Source organism: Brakhagea baltica, assembly GCF_052161605.1.
Taxonomy (GTDB): domain Bacteria; phylum Planctomycetota; class Planctomycetia; order Pirellulales; family Pirellulaceae; genus JBKCUI01.
In genome coordinates, this window is record NZ_CP197409.1 from 3,350,489 (window position 1) to 3,369,088 (window position 18,600).

At 50.9% G+C, this 18,600-nt stretch carries 14 protein-coding genes; 2 read left to right on the plus strand and 12 right to left on the minus strand.

Annotated elements, in window-relative coordinates; genetic code table 11:
• Positions 1-9: 9 nt before the first annotated feature.
• The 12 genes from SH449x_RS12505 to SH449x_RS12560 all read right to left on the minus strand — a co-directional run bounded on the left by SH449x_RS12505 (position 10) and on the right by SH449x_RS12560 (position 16,417).
• Positions 10-789, minus strand: a complete 780-nt coding sequence (locus tag SH449x_RS12505) for a MotA/TolQ/ExbB proton channel family protein (RefSeq protein ID WP_482381662.1) — start codon at positions 787-789, stop codon at positions 10-12.
• 109 nt (positions 790-898) lie between these two features.
• Positions 899-1,912 carry a tetratricopeptide repeat protein gene (locus SH449x_RS12510; RefSeq protein ID WP_482381663.1) on the minus strand — a complete coding sequence of 338 codons (1,014 nt, stop codon included), beginning with the start codon at positions 1,910-1,912 and terminating at the stop codon, positions 899-901.
• Between the two features lie 168 nt (positions 1,913-2,080).
• Positions 2,081-5,143, minus strand: coding sequence for a hypothetical protein (locus SH449x_RS12515; protein WP_482381664.1), 3,063 nt, complete (start codon positions 5,141-5,143; stop codon positions 2,081-2,083).
• 310 nt (positions 5,144-5,453) lie between these two features.
• A complete protein-coding gene (locus SH449x_RS12520) occupies positions 5,454-6,506 on the minus strand; it encodes a DUF1559 domain-containing protein (RefSeq protein ID WP_482381665.1) in 1,053 nt (350 codons plus the stop codon).
• Entirely contained in the window at positions 6,503-7,684 is a 1,182-nt protein-coding gene (locus SH449x_RS12525; RefSeq protein WP_482381666.1) for a hypothetical protein, read from the minus strand. The genes SH449x_RS12520 and SH449x_RS12525 overlap by 4 nt, the downstream gene beginning before the upstream one ends.
• Before the next feature lie 716 nt (positions 7,685-8,400).
• On the minus strand, positions 8,401-9,525 hold the full coding sequence (locus SH449x_RS12530) for a hypothetical protein (protein WP_482381667.1): 1,125 nt from the start codon (positions 9,523-9,525) through the stop codon (positions 8,401-8,403).
• On the minus strand, positions 9,452-10,507 hold the full coding sequence (locus SH449x_RS12535; protein ID WP_482381668.1) for a hypothetical protein: 1,056 nt from the start codon (positions 10,505-10,507) through the stop codon (positions 9,452-9,454). Before SH449x_RS12535 ends, SH449x_RS12530 begins: the two co-directional genes overlap by 74 nt.
• Before the next feature lie 276 nt (positions 10,508-10,783).
• Entirely contained in the window at positions 10,784-11,218 is a 435-nt protein-coding gene (locus SH449x_RS12540; RefSeq protein ID WP_482381669.1) for a hypothetical protein, read from the minus strand.
• Between the two features lie 69 nt (positions 11,219-11,287).
• Positions 11,288-12,226, minus strand: coding sequence for a glycosyltransferase family 2 protein (locus tag SH449x_RS12545; protein WP_482381670.1), 939 nt, complete (start codon positions 12,224-12,226; stop codon positions 11,288-11,290).
• Positions 12,223-12,756 carry a hypothetical protein gene (locus tag SH449x_RS12550; RefSeq protein WP_482381671.1) on the minus strand — a complete coding sequence of 178 codons (534 nt, stop codon included), beginning with the start codon at positions 12,754-12,756 and terminating at the stop codon, positions 12,223-12,225. Before SH449x_RS12550 ends, SH449x_RS12545 begins: the two co-directional genes overlap by 4 nt.
• A 615-nt stretch (positions 12,757-13,371) precedes the next feature.
• Positions 13,372-14,700 (minus strand): nickel pincer cofactor biosynthesis protein LarC, encoded by a 1,329-nt coding sequence (gene larC, locus SH449x_RS12555; RefSeq protein ID WP_482381672.1) that lies wholly within the window; start codon positions 14,698-14,700, stop codon positions 13,372-13,374.
• A 10-nt stretch (positions 14,701-14,710) separates the two neighbouring features.
• Positions 14,711-16,417, minus strand: coding sequence for a proteasome accessory factor PafA2 family protein (locus SH449x_RS12560; protein WP_482381673.1), 1,707 nt, complete (start codon positions 16,415-16,417; stop codon positions 14,711-14,713).
• A 384-nt stretch (positions 16,418-16,801) separates the two neighbouring features.
• On the opposite strand from SH449x_RS12560, the gene SH449x_RS12565 reads away from it, so the two are divergent.
• Entirely contained in the window at positions 16,802-17,599 is a 798-nt protein-coding gene (locus tag SH449x_RS12565) for a hypothetical protein (RefSeq protein WP_482381674.1), read from the plus strand.
• Between the two features lie 63 nt (positions 17,600-17,662).
• Entirely contained in the window at positions 17,663-18,592 is a 930-nt protein-coding gene (locus tag SH449x_RS12570; protein WP_482381828.1) for a formylmethanofuran dehydrogenase subunit C, read from the plus strand.
• Positions 18,593-18,600 lie beyond the last annotated feature (8 nt).

The window sequence follows — 18,600 nt, forward strand, 5'->3', positions numbered from 1 at the left end:
CGAAACCGTTTACTTTCCAACGTAGGGCTCGAACTTTTCCAGCATATCTTCTGCCTGGACACCTGCCGCTAAAACATGTCGCTGCACCTTGTTTCGGAGAATGTTATATATGGCAATCGCAGGAATTGCCAAAATAAGACCTACAAGGGTCGTGTAGAGGGCTTGCTCAATGCCGCTCGCCAATTCGTTAGGCTTTGGCGTTTGTGCGCTGCTGGCAATCTTTCCAAAGGAAACAACCATCCCTCGAACTGTTCCGAGCAATCCAACCATTGGCGCCACGTTACCGATCAGTGCCAAGTATCCTAGCATGTGCTCGACTTTCATGATCTCCGCTTCGCCAGTTACCTGCATAGCCTCGAAAGCGGCTTCGCGACCTTTGGGCAACTTAGCAAGCCCCGCACTCAAAACGGTCGATAGGAAACTATCATCGGCTTGTACCAAATCGACGGCCGCTTGTGCATTCCCTTCTTCCAAACTCGCGTCAACTCCTTGAGCCAAATCCTCAGGGGCGAAGTTGCTCTTTTGCGATACCAAAATCGCTCGCACGACCAAGGCGACCAAAACGATCGACATGATCAAGAAGATGACTGCAAAAACCGGCGTTAGAGCGACCCAAGTCTTCACGAGCATGTTCTGGCTACCTGCTGTCGCAACCGGTTCTTCCTGTGCCATTGCCGATGTTGCCATGAGCCCCCACGTAGCGACAAAAGCGATGGCCGTTGCTATCGTCCGACGAAGTCCAATCCACTTTCGAATCATTTGATCAAGGCAACTAACAAGAACACACATTTATGACTCCGAGACTAAATCGATAGTGAAGAGGTAGGAAACGAGGGTTTTGGCGATCTGGCTGAATTCAACGTCTTGGACCTTTCGAGGCCTTGTTCCGACAGCGAGCTTACTTGCCCAGCCATGATGAGGTTGGGTAAAGTTTGGCTAGTCGCGATCTGGCATCGGTCGCCTTGAGCGGTTCCCCTACTTTTTCCCACAGTTTAGCGAGATTGTACAACGCTTCGGCATGTTGGTCAGACTGGGTCGAGTACAACAGGTCTGTTTTGAGATAAGACAAGAGTGCTTCGTAATCGCTGCTCTGCGCAAGAAAGATCGATCCTAATGCGTTGTAGAGCTCGGAATAGAGAACCGTATCGGTCGAATCACCTTGATCGACCATGGCTTCGAGCTTTTGAATGGCGGATGTCGCGTCCCCGGTAGCCGCCTCGCATCGAATCGCTGCAACCGAGGCTAGCTTCTGTATCTTAAGCAGTGCCGGGTCTGCGACTTTTTCTTGGGCGACTGATGTCAACTTTTCCATAGCCTCACCAAACTTACCCGACAGCATTAAGGATCTGCCTTGCAAATAATTCCCCTTGAGGCTCAGGTCAGGAAAATTCGAGGCCGCCAGAACTCCGTAGAACTTCGAGGCTTGATCCGGAGTGCCAGACGCGATCGCCAAATCCCCGAGCATCTCAGAGGCCTTGTAAAAATTGTGGGAATTCCGGTACTTGGCAGCCCACTGCAAAAGACTCTTAGAAGCCGTCTCGGGATTTCCCCGTCCCGCTAGGGCCAATGCGCCGTCTAAATAGAACTTGTAGAAAAAGTAATCCTCCTTCATGTCCTCGGTCGAGAGTGCGCTGACCGCCACCTCTCCAAGCTCCTTGGCCCCCTGTTCGAATTGTCCTTGGCTGATGCTGTCCTTAGCCCGAGAAAGCTGAATGGGCTCCCCCTCGAAAACGATTCTAACGATATCGTTGGTTGGGTAGTTTTGCGTTCTTCCGCCCGAGGTTTCGATCACAACCTGATCCTTGGTCCTCTCTTTAATTCCTCCGGCAGGCGCAGCCCCCCCCTTGGACAAAAAGACCCTGTCCCTCGACTGGCACCAAGCGACTGCTCCCGTGCTCAGGGAAATCAGCATTGTTAGTACAAATTGTCTAATTAACATCTTTGGCATATCGAAAATTCAATCGAGAGGTTCGGATCAGACGAGGTACGGCTATGACGTCGAGTCACGACTCTGAGGTGTAGTGTACATCAAGAGCCTGCCAAAAAAGGGTGAAATGCTTTAGGGAATCCTTGGAAAAATCTATCGACTCATGGCATTCAGTTCCGATTCCAATCGCTGAAATTTCGACTGAAATTCTGGCGAGCCAAAATCTGGATTACGGACCTTCAGCACCCGAAGTTCGTTTGCCGCATCACGGACGATCTCCGCTTTTCTGGCCGCATCTGTAGTAAGGCTTGCCATCAGCCGTTTGCACTCAATATTGTTGAATTTTGCTTCGAAAAAGCTATCCCGCAAGCGAGTCATGCCGTTGGGGTCTCGGCTGATTCTGGCTGCGATGACGCCCCAACCCCAAATCACATTCTTGCCATCCGCTCCCGGTTCGGCCCCCTCTGAGGCCTTCCTCAGCAGCTCAACGTCCTTGTTTGCAGACCACTTTTGGAGATTCTCAGCAGCCAGCATTTGCAAAGTGATGTTGGTGGCCGATGCTTGGAGTGATTCGAGCAACAACTTGTGGGCCTCCTCGTGTTTGCCCGCACCGGACTTCGCTATGGCCATTCGACGGCGAATATCGTCCTTGTTCCTGCCAGACGCCACCAATGCTTCGTCGCTTTGACTGGCAATCTTCGAAAATGCAGCATCGGCCACTACAAACAATTCGCTCGAAAGAAGGGACAGACTCGGTGTCTTTTTCATAGTCATAGCCAACGAACTAGCGACCGAACCCGCCGAATCCAGCACGCCGATGTCCTCGGAAACGTTGACCAACTGACTTACCAAAATACTTAGCGATTTACCAATGCGACTCTGGTCGACAGGAGTGGCGGCCGATTCAATCTGAGTCTGAATCGAATAAGCCAAATTCCTTAGCGAATTGGTTAGTAGCTTTGTGTCTGCTCCAGCCAGGGTCTTCATGCGCCCCACCAGTTCCTGAACCCGCGCTGCGTCCAAGGCCGATCCGTCAGGTTGGCTAGCTGACTGAACCATGGCCTGCAGCTGCAATTTGAAAACCTCTAGCTGAGCAGTTTCGTCGAGGCCCGTCGCAGTCTCAAGCAGCTTCATCGCTCCTCGATCTGGATCACTGATCACTCGCTCTGCGTCCGCTAACCTATCACTAGAAAGATACAAATTCGCGAGAGAACTAACCCCCATCAATAGGCTTCGATCCACCTTGCTCGGATCGAGCGTGCTCCAGGTGCTGGCAAGCAACCTCTCTGCTCGGTCGCGGAGGGATACGATTTCCGGAGTTGCTTGCTCCCCCTGCTTTCGCAACTCTTCGCTTTGAACCAGAAAGTCCCTCCACAGGATCTGACCGAGAACACTCGCGCCACTTCCCCCTTTGCCACCCGTCAAGCCGACAAAACGTTCTGCCTCGTCATACTTCTTATTCATGATGGCGACTTTGACCAGGATGTCAGCCGCCTGCTTGCCCGTATCGCTCTCCGGAAAATTCGCGATTAGACTCTTGGCCAATCGCTCCATCGGCATCATCATGCTGGCTTGTTCCTCAGGACCAAACGAATCGATCAATTTGCTCATCGAGGCCAAGGCGAACATGCCACTCTGTGCAGCTTTCTCGGTTCCTTTGTCTGTTCGAATGATCGATTCCGATAGAGCGGCACTCTCCCAATATTGTTCAGTATTGAAATAAAGGTAAGTCAGCAAAAACTTCGCATCGAGCAAATCCTCGCGCGAGTTCGTATCCTTGAAAAGCCCGATGGCTTTGGTCAATCGTTCGATCGCCTGTAGTCTCGCTTGCTGGATCTGTCCAACGGCGTTCTGGATATCCTCCTCCGATGCACCTTGCTGCTTTAGAATCTCGACCGCTTGCTTGCCGTCTTCCGCACGCGAGACTCGCATTCTGCCTTGCGACAAAGCCTCCTCGAAATCTTTTGGCTCGGGTAACTTTTCGGCAACGACATCATCGCTAGATTCAATTCCCAACTCCACCAACAACGCCTTGGCCGGCTCCTGATGTAATCCCTTGACCTTGAGGATTTCCTGCAAACTCTGACGAGCTTCTCTGTTCAATCCCTTGATCTTTGCGTCTTCCCTGGATTTATCGAGCGTCTTTGCAAAACCGATTTGGGCCTCGCTCAACGCCAGCTGCAGATCGATCCAATGCGGCAGCCTCCGCTCGGGATTGTTACGATTTTTTACCAGCTCGAGCGCATCGGTACCTCGCTTGATAGCAGCCTCAAACTTAGGAGGATTCTCGGAGGCATCCAGCCGGACCAAGTTGGCTGTCGCTTGAACTTTCCACTCTCGCAATACACCACCGTCGGCATCGATATCGGAGACTCGCGAAAAACTGTCACGTGCCGCTCCTTTGTCACCTAGTTTTTGCTGCACTTCACCACGATAGAGCAAGCTGAGCATTCGCGTGCCGGCTTCGGTGTTCAAGTTGGTTTTGTCGACCAGTTCTGCGAGCTTCTTCTCGGCTTTCGTTAACCAGTCCCTTTGTTCAGCCGAGTTGGGCTCGTACGTTTCCCCCAATTCTTGAAGAGATTTCGCTTCGAGAAGCTGTGCTTGGCGATACTCGATCTGATACTGTCGGCGTTGTTCGATCTGCTCCGGTGTTTTCGCTCGGTCCCCTCTCAACTCCATGATTTTGGGAGCCAGCTCCTCGATGGTTTTGGCAAAAAGATCCACTGCATCGCTGTACGATTTGCGAGCCCTCGTCTGCAGCTCCGCCATCTTAGCGGGCTCCTTCTTGCCTTGCTCCAACAGTGATCGCCCTTGACCAAGCAGCAGATCGGCCAACATGGATTGGGCTTCGCTGCGTCGAGGGTGATCTGGAAACGAGCGGACGAACTCTTTGAGACCATTTTCCAGCTCCGCGCGGCGATCGTCGACAAGTTGAGGACTCTGCCTTTGCAGTGTGGAGAGAGATTCCTTCTGGAGAAGAATTCGCTCGAGAGGAATATCCTTTTTAAACGTGTCGGAGAAGCGATTACGACTTTCGCCTAGCTCCAAATACCTCAGGCCAACCTCCGAAAGCCCTTCCTGCCGAAGCCGCTCCAAGAATCGTCTAGCCGGCTCTTCGGCGCGTCCCGTGGTTGAGAGCAAATACCCGAGAGTCGTCCAAAATAAGCATGCAGAAGCCAAGTAAGTCCATTTCGCTGTCCATCGATGCCGTGACATACCACCGCCCCATTGGCTTTTCTGTGCAGGAGAAGTTCATCTGATTTAACGCTACGCTGTCATTATAGCACCCAGAAACCTGCTTTCCTACCGAAGGGAGGATTTGCTCAACGTAGAATTGCCGGAGCCCCCTTTTAGCCACACATTCCTTTTCGTTTATCCGCTTGCCCATCGGGCCGCGCTAGAGCGTACCAACCCGGATCTGAGTGCGTTGCTCAGATGGCTATCCACTGGGAGTGCTACTATGGGCTGCCCCTGGATGCATTAACGCAGCCCGATGCCCGTGCGGTTACACGATACAGCCAAACTACTACCACTCCGGTATCACGTTTCCGTCTCTTCGGTTTCCCAGATTGCGGTAGATTTGCGCATCGATCGTATACGGTACCAGCTTCACCGAACCATCGCACAAGACAAAATTCACCCCCGAACTATGCGCTGAGCCAAAGCTCCCAATCGACATCTCTCCTCGCCGATCCCGCATCAAAGGCCAAAACGGATGCACGCTGCGATGATTGTCATTATTAAAACCTCCAAAGAGGGGCTCATTGTCCCCCCAATCTCTTCCCGTATTGTAGTTCTCGCGACTCAAATACTTCTCACCCACTAATAAGGTATTGCTTAAACCATCGGTTATCTCCGCCGGTCGTACTCCTACCCCAAAGTAGCTGACTCCTGTCCAATCTTGCGGCGGACGCGGCCAAGTTCCGTTACGTTTCATCTGCAACGCATCGGCGAGCGTTTGCGGCCCCCAGAAATCGAGTGGCCACGATAGCAACTGCGACATGTCGGGAGCTCCGTCCCCCACATTCGCGGCGTAGTCGCATTTCGCCATTTGAGTCAGGGGTGTCACGATTCCCAGTGGTTCGCCACAACTGACACAATTCGGATCGACCGGCACCAACTCCGCACCTCGACGCGAGGGGCAATGGTAAACAGGGATCGGCGAAACCAATCGTCGTTGCAGATCGAGATCCCGCTGAAGAGGAGAGCTGTTATAGGAACCGGTCCTGTACAGGGGCTCTTGTTCGAGGAACGGCAGAATGCTAAACGTCCATGAGCCAGGCTGACCGAGCGATCCAGAGGAGATGTCCGAGTAGCCTTGCCACTGATATCCCCAGCCCCCGCTGGGGTAGCGACGGTAGGCCGATTCATGGTTGGCAAATGCCAGCCCGATTTGTTTTAGATGATTTTGGCATTGGAGACGCCGAGCCGCTTCCCGGGCCGCTTGCACGGCCGGCAGCAGCATGCCTACCAGCACGCCGATGATAGCGATCACTACCAGCAGTTCCACCAAGGTGAAGCCGCGTCGTCGGACAAGGCCCCATAGCCTGAGGTCGTGGTTGAAATGAGGACGGTTCATGGCGTCGGCTCGTTGGGAGAGGAGGACTCTTCGGGTGGAAGAGGATCAATCCGGTAGACGTGATACGCATAAGCGATTCGCTCGAACGGTTCGATCTGCTGGAGGTATTGCAGTCCTGGATGGCTGGGAAGATTGTAAAGTTTCTTCACGCTGATGATCCACCACTGCGTTTCGGTGATGGACCTGCGAACTTCGTCGATCGAAGCACCGAGGGGCAGTTGAGGAGGCAATGACGTTGGCACATCGAACAAATCCCCGTTCATTCCAAAGTAATCGATGTCCATCACGAGTGGCCGTCTCTCGGGATATTGTTTGAGCCATTGATCGACTTCGAGAATATCTTGTCCCCAGTCGATATTGGAAAAGCCCAGGCGATGCCAACCATTCTCAGGTCCGCCACTGATAGTGTTAAAGTAGCTGGTGTAGTAGGGATGAACGCGAAGAGACGATACAACACTGAGCGATACCAAAACGAATGCAAGAATTTTAGTCCAATGAAACCTTTGCCAAACGGCCCACCATGGAATTGATGCTTTCAAAACATTCGTTGCTTCTGATTCTGGCGGTTCATCTCCTTGCACAGCGAGTTTCTTCCGGGAGAACACTTGTTCGGCCATGGGACTAGCCAAGAGAGAAGCAAAAACGAACATAGGAGGATAAATCATAAGCACATAGCGATGATGGTGATTGAAGCCACCTTGCAAACTAACGGAGAGGAAGCACACGGCAGCGGGAATCGTCAGCAGTAACACCATAGAGACAAGCTCTGGTTTTGCAAACCTTCGCCACCAACCAATGATAAAGACGTAAACTCCCATTGCTGCTGCGACAAGTGTCGGCTCGGGTGTTTTGTAGAGTGTGGACATGACATAATAATGTGGCCACGATCCGTATCGCCACTCACCGTCGAGAAAAGACCAGTATTTGTTCTCAACTTCCATGCGTAAATAATCGATGCCTTGAACAAAATTTCTAGGGAATGGGCATGGTACAGAATGAAATGCAGTATTTGAAAATACACTACCGACACTGTTCAGCGTCACACCACCCGAAAGTGTACTGCTGAGGAACTTCAACTCACCAAGTGGCATTAAGGTGTCCTCAAAAAGGTAGCCAACATTGACGGTGAAAATAGAAACAAAAACAACAATTGACATCAAGCCAAGGAAGTAGATCATGCTTATTCGTGGAGCGAAAACAACTCCGCCAACACTACCAAGCACGAAGAAAAAAGGCGTAACAAAAACAAGCAGAAAATTCACTAAAAAGGTAAATTTTGTAAGAAGACAGCATCCAAGAATCGCACCCAGCACAAACGAGTTCCCCAAATTTGGTACAGTAAGCCAACGGTGCAAAACGTATGAGAAGACTATCATGATAGTGAATACATAAGGTTCCGACAGAAGGGAAGGACTCACCGAAAGCACATTGGGACAGTAAGCAAAAAGAACCGTAACGAGAAGAACTGAAAGATGGCCCCCAACTACTCTCCACACCCACCGTGCAAGAAAAGCTATTCCTACTAAGCAAAACAATGCACCGACAACTCTAGGAAACACAAAGAGAGGAACACTACTCCCCTTCTTCGTTTTCACCATGTGAATACCAATCGTAAACTCAGGTCGAAAGCGATTGTTGCTGGAATACATTACCCATTTAAAACTCGAATCATTCGTCGAAAGGGCAGATGTTGCCATCAATCGTGGCAAAGGTGGGTTGACCCGGTAGAGATCGAAGCGACCAAACCTCCAATGTGATAATCCAGCAGTCAAATGAGCCGATTCATCAACCCTCGGAAACAACTTTGATTGGCGCCAAACCAAACCGATGAATCCCAGCAAACTGAGCAAAAGCACTAATCGGAAAATGTAAGTACTCATGGAATGGCTTACACTTAATCTCGCCCTGTTATGAAAACAGGGAAAACGTATGGTGACTGGTCGCCTTTTACGCGAAGAACAACGGTGCCTCTCGTTACCACCTCTGGACATGTATGCAAATGAAAAAGAATATTTAGCGATCCTGACCCAAATTTTGATGGCGAAACAGACCAATTCAAAAATTTTGACACCGAATCAGATAAATAGACTGAAACCGCATCTGAAGCAAGTATATTCCCACGACGACTAGTAAACTCAACGTATCGTTCACTCTCAGACCTGCCCCAAAAAACCAATTCCTTAGGATTTACTTCGAATTGTGGTAAAACAATTGCACAAACGGGAGCTGTCCGGACCATTCCCGAGTCAGGAAATCGAATCGAAACTGTTGACCTAAGAATTCCAATACGATCTGCACTTTCTGCATCGCATTTGTAACGCCATGCCTGTTTTGCTCCAATCGAAAGATTATCCTCTAGCATGAAATCCTCTATTTGCTCAATCTTCAGCCATTCTTCGTCCGAAACGACTACCGGTATGCCTAAATCGGATTTGCCATAATTCACCACAGTGAAAAAACCGCCTCCGTATTTATCTAGTCTAATCTCATTTGGCACAATGGAAATTGTCTCACGGACCTCCGCCAATACATTTATTATAAACCTAGTTCCATTCGCATCGTCTAGCGTAACTTCCCCTTGGTGGCGCATGCTGGAAGTCGATGGGTTGGAACGCATCACTACTGTAGCTGGCAACATTTCTCCCGCGTCGTAGATTCGATTCTCGATTTTTAACTCAAGGCAGCGGCAGGATGCCGAAACTCGAACTGGTCGAAATTTGTGTTCGAGTCCATGCGGAATGAGTATTTCACGAGTCAACTGAGTATTGGGTTGTACTACTCCAAAGTCCAAATCTATTTCGTAGACGACGCGAGTGTTGCTAATTTCTGCCACATCGGGTAAAGACTCAGTGTATTTACATCCACTGAATAAAAACGTCCCAAACGGTGAGATTTGACAAACCAATGATTTAGAAAGACCAAAATGTATCACAATCACACCGAGATCAGCGTTTTCGGAAAACAAGTACAAGAAATACGATAACTGCCAATAAGGGAATGCCAAAAAATAAATAGCCATTTCGCCTTGAAGGCTGAGTGCGATTAGCGAAACGCTCAGGCAACTCACGACCATAAATGTGCTTCAACACTCCGTTGTCATAATAAAAAGTTCCTGGAGGAGGATCGAACGCTTTAAAGTCAATATCATCTCCTAATCCATCTCGATTGACATAGTGCCATTCAAATGTAATGGAAACATCCGTTCGTTCTTGTTCAAAGGTAAATTGATCGAAGTTGTCTCGGGTCGGGAATTGTCCCTTATGCTTTTCATGCAGAACATTATTAATTGTAAATGCACTATAAGTCAATGGAACCCAGGTGTCTCCTTTAAAAGTCCAATCGGAAGTAGACTCTAAAACTACCTCGCCGTTGGTTACAATTCGTTTGACAAAGGGAGTGTGTCCCTTGCTTGCGTCGACCCACATCTCAGAAACCGATCGCCAATTGTCGTCGTTCACATCTTGGCCCAGCTCTTTCAGAGACGCTTCATAATACAACTTAAACACGTCGTTGTCCGGCTGATCTAACCTGATGCTGGCACCATTTCGTGTCATCATATTTTCGAAGAACTGCGTGTCACCAAGGTCGGTTCTCTTCCAGGAAACTCCACCAAACCCAAATGCACGCACGTCGAAACTAACATAGTCTTTCACACGCCTCTTCAATTTTGCCCGATCAAATGATTCTAGGCCAACATTGTCTTTATAGAGGTCAGAATAGACATACAGCTTATCTATAGTTTGACATAGAAACTTTCTAACTGATTCGCGATGATTAGTTGCATCAACCCGTTTCAGATCACCTGCCCAGAGGTCACGATTGAATGGTTCGATTCGATCGAGGACAAATTGATCCCTTTCTAAATTGAACTCCATATCCCAAAATGTGGTTCCAGATCGAATTAAAGTTGAATCTCGGGAAGATAGATCGCTTCGCGTGACTTGTTCGACGCATCGAAGGGTAAATTTTCCATTCCTGATTTTCTGTCGCTCAATGCTCATGGCTGTTCGAACCGATTGCCAAGTCGGTTCCGATGAACAACAGAACTTACCTAAAATAATTAGTATTGCCAAGCATTTTGTCGCCTTGATGACCATAGGATGTTACGCCTGTTTTTTTGTATGCAACGGTTTCATGCTGTTTAGGATTGTCTTTTGTTTAGTGTCTTCTCGCAGCCAATACACGGAATGTTCGAACCAAGGTGCATGTCAAACCTTCCGGTCGAAATAAAATCTCGGGGAGGACGGTGTCCGTACGAGAATTATACGGCAGACTCCCTAGGTGCATGGCTTATCTGGATCTATCTTCTCTTGCTTGACCATGGGGCCAAGATCATACCCAGAAGAATCCTCACCGCAATCAAGGCCAAGATCCTCAGGTGAGTTGCAATCCTGAAAGCAATAAAAATACTCAAAACAAGGTATGTTGGGCAGCTCCTCTCCCTTTTCCTTGAATCCCTCTTCGGACTTGAGCACAGTGCTAATGCTGTTTTGATACTGGTTTGGAGTAGCTGGTTGAAAAAGGGGGGAAGTGCAACCCGCCATATTGGCCCAGTAGAAATAATAGCACCATGTGTTGCAGGTTGATAGGGTTCCGTCGCATTCTGTAGTCGAAGGATACAAACAAGGAAGGTCGTCCGACGACTTTACCATCCGAGAACCCACAAAGACGCAGCTGGCTGCCATGGCTACACAAATCATAAACCTTTTCATTAATCTGTCCCTTCTGAAACAATGTGATACCTTCGCACGAGCATTCCAAACGCCGGACGGTGGTACAATTTAGGAAATACTTTTAGATACATTGGGGTTGCGAAGTCTGTTAAATAGTAGCAACAGGTGACGTGTGCCATCCGTAAAACTACGTAAATGCGGTGCTCTGTTCCGACCATCGGGACCTAAGGTTGTTGGTATTTTTGCCATGCCAAGCCTAGCTTGCGATGCTCGCAGAACCATTTCGCTCGCGAACTCCATACCGGTGCTCTTAAGTTTTAAATTGTTGATCTTCTCGCGGTCAAACGCTCGCAATCCGCAGTGCCAATCGCGACATGGTGTGCGATAGAGCAGCCTGCCAAGACCACTCAAAATGGGATTACCAATGTAACGATGATGCCATGGCATCGCACCAGGCTGAATACCTCCAGAGAAACGATTGCCTAGTACAAGATCGTAGCCTTCGTCGAGCTTGGCGATCAATTTAGGGATGTCGCCAAAATCATAACTGCTATCGCTGTCGCCCATGACGATGTATTTGCCTTGCGCGGCAGCGATGCCGCCAAGCAATGCTGAGCCATACCCCTTTTGCTCGACAGAAATGACGCGTGCGCCATTGGCAATGGCGATTTCTTGGGAGCCATCGGTGCTGCCGTTGTCAGCGATGAGGATTTCGTAGTCGAGGGAGCCGGGTGGTAGGGCACTACGGCTGATGTCGGAACCGGGTGCTAGCGCACTGCGGCTGATGAGGGCGGCTTCGCAGCCTGCGCGGGCTTCGGTGATGCATGAGGCTAAGGTACGAGATTCGTTGAGACAGGGCATGACGACCGAGATGAGGGGAGAGTCCTGGGGGAATGCCCTCCCCTCGCTTCGCTCGAGCTTCCCAGAGGGAGGGTGAAGTTGCTGTGGCTCGCTTCGCTCGACCTTCCCTGAGGAAGAGGGAGTGGTTTGTGACCGGCTTTGCTCGCCATTAGCACGTAGTAGATGACTGGTTTGAGTGTCGCTCATGCTTCGCCTCCTGCGTTCTTACCAGTTGCAGCAGAGCGGACCGTGTGGAGCATCAGAAAAGTGACCGACTGCGTGACTCCACTCGCATATTGAACGTTGACAATCACTCCCAAATTCTGAGGGTGAAATGTATCACTCCCCAAGGTGTGCGCCTCTTTCCGAAAATCAAGTCTCAAAACACGCTCTGCGGAATGGAGAGACCTCTGCACTTCACAAACACTGGGAACGACACAATCGCACGACGAAGAAAGACTTGTAATTTCGCCGTCGGAATCCAACCCTAGATCGGCCAGCGGAAAAGCGACGTAGCTGGCTTCGTCGATGAAGATTACGCCTAGATCTTTCTCGTGTTGCTTAGTCGCATTTTGAGAAACTCGAGCTAAGGTTGCCTTTCCTGAATCGGTAACACTCGCCGTGCTGGGTTGGCAACCAAAGAAAGAACCGAGCAAGACGATCCATCCTGCTACGAACCCGCTAGCCATGATCGGCAGTGAGCGGTGAGCGGTTTTAACATTTGGCGTGTCCTCCATTGCAGGCTGTCAATGTGGGTTCAAGTCCCGATAGATGCCACTAGAGCAGATTCGAAAACCCGTGTCAAGAAAATTTTTGAAAAAAACATTCGGGGGGGGAGGGGCGGTTTTGAGCGGGGGGGCATGACCAACGCGTTCGGTGCAGTTAGTTGTTCAGACGCTATGAACAACGGGTTGCGCCGCCTACGAATCCCGCAGGCTCGTCCTGCGGATCGTTAGGCTTCTCGCTAAACCCGTGATCGCACCAACCCGCCATCGAATCCCGCCGACTCGATCGGCGGATTGTTAGGTTTCCGCTTGGCTAGGCAAATCCGGCTAATCGAGCCGGAAGCGTAATGATCTCCTGGGTAAACCAGGAGCATTCTTGGATTGTGTGGGGAAGCCGTTATGTGTAGCGAGAAACGTAAGCTTCACCTGGACAAGCCAGGTGCATTCCTTAGTTGTCTTCCCAGCAGGCTTCCTATACTGGGCGCAACAAATCGTTTAACCGCGAGCCCAACGGGCCGCGCTGAGGCCTCCAGGGCAACCCATAATAGCATCTGTCAGGGATCGATAGCTTGACCTACGCGATGACGTCCGGGGCACAATGCTCAACGCAGAGCAATGCCTGTGCGGCTAAACGCTTGGGGCCTGGGCGGAGTGCCCGTCGAAATCGGTGTCGTCCCAGGCTGCCTTCTGAAGCTCGAGATTGAGCTCTTGTTCCGACGTGAAAGAATCTAAAGCTTGTGATGCGTTTGACAAACTGGCGTGGTAGCAATCGATCACTTCGCTCATGACATCCGCTAATCGGAGATCGTTCTCTCTGGCTATTGCTCGACACTCATCATGCTCAGGCGAAAAATCGACCACTCCCGATGGCAGTCGTGATAACTTGCCAGGAACCAACCCCCACGGCGTATCAACCTCGATCATCGCCCGCGGTAAAACCGTTCGAACTTGTCGTCTCGACCGTATCCCCAACGTACCGGTGTGTTCGAAAATGGCTCGTTCTATCTCGTTACGCGAATCGATACGACAGATGACGGTTAGCAGAACGCCTGGCCGATTCTTTTTCATCTGGATTGCTGTCGTAAAAACATCCAGAGCACCCAGACTCCATAATACCTCTATCGCGAAGCCGATCTGCTCCCCCGAGATGTCATCTAAATTGGTTTCCAAAACGATGACCGAGTCCGTTGAGCTATCGGAGTGGTTGGAATCATTCGAATCTCTGGCGGGTCTTTGAACATGAGCAGCATGCCCCAGCATGACTCGCAGAAGATTTGGTCGATCCGGTACGTCACGTAATCCTGCTCCGTACCCAATTCGGCTGACTTGCATCGATGGTAGCGGGCCGTATGTGCTGACTAACTCAGCCAAAATAGCCGCGCCGGTCGGTGTTGTCATTTCAAAAGGTAGACCGCACGCAGCGATGGGAACATCGGCCAATAACTCAATAGTCGCGGGTGCAGGAACAGCGAGCGTTCCATGCGAAGTCTTGACCACGCCACCTCCCACCGGAACAGGTGATGCATACGCCTGCTCAATTTCGAGCATATCCCATGCGATGGCGACTCCCACCATATCCACAATCGAATCGACCGCACCGACCTCATGAAAATGCACTTGATCGATTGTTACACCGTGCACTTTTGCTTCCGCTCGGGCAAGTCGTTCAAAGAGTCGCAGTGCAATCCCCCTCGCTCTGTGAGTTAAACGCCCACGCCGAATCATGTTTGAGATGTCTAGAAGGCCGCGATGTGAGTGCTCTGGTGGGTGATCGATCTCTAGCCGTAGTCCACGAAAGCCGCGGCGTGAAACGATCTCTGTCGTGAGCTTTGCCTGTAGCCCCAACGAATCAATTCCGGATTGTACACAATCGAGAGGCGCTCCAGCATCCAACAAGGCTGCCAGGGTCATGTCTCCACTGATTCCACTCTGGCAGTCGAAATATAAAATCTTCACCTTGGACTCACTAACCAAATCGAACTCGCTTCATCTGCCCGTTCTCGATCCACTGGGCTACGTCTTGATCCATGAATAAATGTGATGTGGGATGAGAAAATTCACGAATCAAGTAAGACCGAGCGATGGAGACAGGATCGTCGACTGGCGGATTTCCTCTCGCTCGCAATATTCCTCGTCTCGATACCACCCGCGGGATCTCCACCACATCCATCACGCGGTGAAAATAACCTTGAGTTGACAGTTCGTGATATCGCAGGTCGAGTTTGCGTTTTGCATCGACCGAGGCATTTTCCTTTTTAAGGTGTTCTAAAATCCAAAGCTTTGTGATCCAATCAATCCTGCCAACTAAAGCCCTGGATGGTTCGCTCTTGTCATCCGCCGATTCGAGGTGATTCAATACGAACTGCCAGTGTTCTACAATCCGACGTGCTTCTTCTGGAAGGTTGGTGGACTCACCGAGCATATCACGAATCGCGGCGGCGTATGCATTTTGGATGTCGCAGGCCCGCCAATGACAGTCGCTCTTGTCTGGTACTCTGGCAAGCAACATCCAATCTTTAGCGAATGCATTCATGGCTTCGATGGGGCGACGCAGTCTCGGAAGCGGAGTGTTAGGGTTTCGTTCTGCCAAATCCAATGCTAACGAAGTCATTCCAACGCGCAGATACTGAGAGAGATCGCACAGCCCTGAGTCTCCGATCGCGATCTCCACTCGCCGGCGCTGAGCGAACAATCCTATGTAGCGTTTCCATGAGAACCCTGGACCGACACACAGTTCCCGCAACCAGGAATCGCATCGAAAAATAGGGCGGCGACGACTGTAGCTACCGAATCCGATTACGCTATCGATCTGTGTGCCTCGCGCGCTGACTCGAAAGCGGCCCGACTCGTCGACATGCCCCGCCCCATCAATGACGGGGCGCGATGCAAAGAAGGGAACCAAGTATCGTCGATAAGGTCGCAGTGCAAACCATTGCATATTGCACCACAACAGGTATGCAATGGGATTGTGCAACATGCGAACACCCCAGGCGCAAAACCTAATCCATCGAGGCGAAAGCGAACCATCATGAGGGACACCCCTGGCGCGCGACCGCCAGCGTCCTATTCGCAGCCAAAAGCTGGCTGCGGTCCAAATCAGAAGAAACCACAGAGTCGAGAAACCATGATAGAGAAGCAAAGCCGGTAGCATTAGTATGAGAACCAATCGCCACCCCAACAAACAGATCCCCTGTGCGACAATCACCTCATAGGACTCATGTTGCCCATAGGTGTGTCCGCATCCATCATGGTTTCCTTGTACGAGCGAGCACTCCCCCTCCTCTGTAATGGCACCTAACGCTTCCACGGCAATTTCACGCATGGCAAACTGATACTCAGCCAGTTGCATCGGACTGCGGCAGATTGGAGTGGCGGCCTCAACGAATGCAGCCTCGTTCGATCCGTGACTGCCACCCTCTAGCGAGAACGTACCGCCATTAGCAAGGAAAAAGCGATGGGGGTTGCGCGAGCTAGCCACCGATGGCACAATCCCCCCGACCCTAGCCATGAACTGACCAAAATCAAGTGGCTCTGCTTCGTCGACGTTGCTAAAGTACGCGTACTCTGTCTCCATCCCCAGCTTGCGCTGCAGAATATACCCATCATTCTCCCGATTGTGGGAGACGACTGCGGTTGAGGTACTCGAGCGGCGCTTTGGAACAATCTTCCCCAATTGATTTCACCCAATCAGAAGCAATGGTTTGTTCGGTTGTTGACAATGGACTATCGGCTTGAGGAAATCTGGATTCTTCGCCCAAAGCCGGTGAGTCTAACGCGGACAAAGGTGCAACGTTGGTGGTAGGTGTGTCGTCTGCTCTCAATTTCTTAATCCTCTGTCCGTGAAAATCTTATCCTAACTGATTTGCTCGCCAGATTCATCCAATTACTACCCCTTTTTCCATGGTACCAAACGGAAAAAATCGCTTGCATTAGCCAGAGGAGGGCCACCAGCCCGGAAATTTACCATTTTCTCCCAAGAATCCTATTTTGACCACGAATCTCCCTATGTTGGTGCGGGATGTCCCCGCCCGTTTCATCTGCGTTGGGGGAAATTACCATGCTTAAGAAGATTCTCATTGGTTCCGCTCTCGTGGTTGGCACGGGAGCCGTTATCGGCGGAACGTCCGCTATCAGCTACGTGAAGACCGGGTACTCAAGCGTCCGTGACTCGATCAAGGAACATATTCCTATCGAAGTCGAAATCAAACGCGTTCGCGAAATGATCAAAGATCTCAAACCCGAGATTGCTGACAACGTGAAGCTTATCGCTCGCGAAGAAGTCGAAGTCGCCAAGCTTAGCAAAGAGGTCGCTAGCAAGAGTGCGAGCCTCGATAAATCAAAGACCGCGATCCTGCAACTCAAAGACGACCTGCAAAGCGGCAAGCGGTTCGTTTCCTACGGAGGTCGGACCTTCGACATGGATCAAGTCAAGAAAGATCTGAACGATCGCTTCAAGCACTTTCAAACCCAAGAAGCGACCGTGGTTAAACTCGAGAAGATCTTGGTCGCTCGCGAACAAAATCTGGAGGCCGCTCGACGAAAGTTGGACGTGATGCTCGATGCCAAGCGACAGCTTGAAATCAACGTTGAGAATTTGCAAGCCCGTTTGCAAATGCTGCAAGTTGCGCAAGCCAGCAGCCAGTATGCGATTAACGATAGCAGCTTGAGCCGTGTTCGAGAGACGATCGACGAAATCGCAACCCGAATCGAAGTCGCCGAAAAGACCCTCGATCAGCAAGATCTCATTACCGGAGAAATACCCGTATTGGGCGACGACATGCCGACCGATCTTCTCGAGCAGATCACTTCCTATTTCGGTGCCAGCACGGAGGTTCGCCTGACCGACAAACGCTAACCGTAGTCTCGCAATCTAGCACCCCTGAGTCGTCAAACACTCAGGGTGTGCTAAACTGTGGGAATGATTATCAAACTCACCCTCAAACATTTGCCAGACTTTCCGGTCGATGCGAGAAACCTCGCTCCCCACCACCTCAAGGATCTGGATCCAGCGCGAATCGCGTCTCTTCCTGTTGGTCGAAATCCCAACAAACTCTGCATCCAAGACCTCTTTTCACTTGAGTGCATCGATTGCCCCTCTGAGTCAGCTTCTTCGACGAGCTTGTCCCAAACGGAATCCAGTCCGAGCCTGATCCTTTCCGGAGACCTGAGCTCTTTCCATCGCATCGGTCAAGAAATGCATGCCGGCTGCTTATGGGTCGAGGGTAACGTCGGTGCAGAGTTTGCCACCTCGATGCGAGGTGGAGTCTGTGTCGTTGCGGGCAATACCGGTGATCATGCTGCCCAGTCTCTACGAGGGGGGCTCCTAGCACTATGCGGCCATTGCGGTCACGATTTGGCTAGCCCCCTCCCTGGCAAGAAAACGGGGATGACCGGCGGAGACATTCTTATCGGCGGCAATGCCGGAGATCGGGTTGCTCATCGCATGCGACGCGGCACCATACTGATCTCGGGACAAGCTGGTAACGAAGGTTGCCAACTCATGATCGCAGGGACCGTCGTGGCTCGCGGTCCGATCGGCCACGATTGGTGCATCGGTATGAAACGAGGCAGCCTGATCGAGTTAAATCCCCATGCCTCAAGCCCCACGACTCAAGCCGGACTGACTCCGCCCCGCGAGTTCGAACTCAGTTTCTTACAGATCCTGTGGCGACATCTTCGAAAGCAACACTCCCACTTAATGGATCTAGCGAATATGCTGGAGACATCCCTTCCTTTCGCAACCGCACGTTTCCCTCAAAGCAATTGGGTCACCCGACAGATTGGTGACACGGTAAACCATGGACGGGGGGAATGGCTCCGGTTGCTCTCACCTACAAACCAATCATGACAATCGAC

Excerpts from the sequence above, each read along its gene's own strand:
- SH449x_RS12540 (WP_482381669.1), bottom strand. The coding sequence starts at position 11,218 with ATGAAAAGGTTTATGATTTGTGTAGCCATGGCAGCCAGCTGCGTCTTT.
- SH449x_RS12570 (WP_482381828.1), top strand. The coding sequence starts at position 17,663 with ATGATTATCAAACTCACCCTCAAACATTTGCCAGACTTTCCGGTCGAT.
- SH449x_RS12530 (WP_482381667.1), bottom strand. The coding sequence starts at position 9,525 with ATGGCTATTTATTTTTTGGCATTCCCTTATTGGCAGTTATCGTATTTC.
- SH449x_RS12515 (WP_482381664.1), bottom strand. The coding sequence starts at position 5,143 with ATGTCACGGCATCGATGGACAGCGAAATGGACTTACTTGGCTTCTGCA.
- SH449x_RS12510 (WP_482381663.1), bottom strand. The coding sequence starts at position 1,912 with ATGCTGATTTCCCTGAGCACGGGAGCAGTCGCTTGGTGCCAGTCGAGG.
- SH449x_RS12565 (WP_482381674.1), top strand. The coding sequence starts at position 16,802 with ATGCTTAAGAAGATTCTCATTGGTTCCGCTCTCGTGGTTGGCACGGGA.
- SH449x_RS12535 (WP_482381668.1), bottom strand. The coding sequence starts at position 10,507 with ATGAGCATTGAGCGACAGAAAATCAGGAATGGAAAATTTACCCTTCGA.
- SH449x_RS12525 (WP_482381666.1), bottom strand. The coding sequence starts at position 7,684 with ATGATCTACTTCCTTGGCTTGATGTCAATTGTTGTTTTTGTTTCTATT.
- SH449x_RS12545 (WP_482381670.1), bottom strand. The coding sequence starts at position 12,226 with ATGAGCGACACTCAAACCAGTCATCTACTACGTGCTAATGGCGAGCAA.
- SH449x_RS12520 (WP_482381665.1), bottom strand. The coding sequence starts at position 6,506 with ATGAACCGTCCTCATTTCAACCACGACCTCAGGCTATGGGGCCTTGTC.
- SH449x_RS12550 (WP_482381671.1), bottom strand. The coding sequence starts at position 12,756 with ATGGAGGACACGCCAAATGTTAAAACCGCTCACCGCTCACTGCCGATC.
- SH449x_RS12505 (WP_482381662.1), bottom strand. The coding sequence starts at position 789 with ATGTGTGTTCTTGTTAGTTGCCTTGATCAAATGATTCGAAAGTGGATT.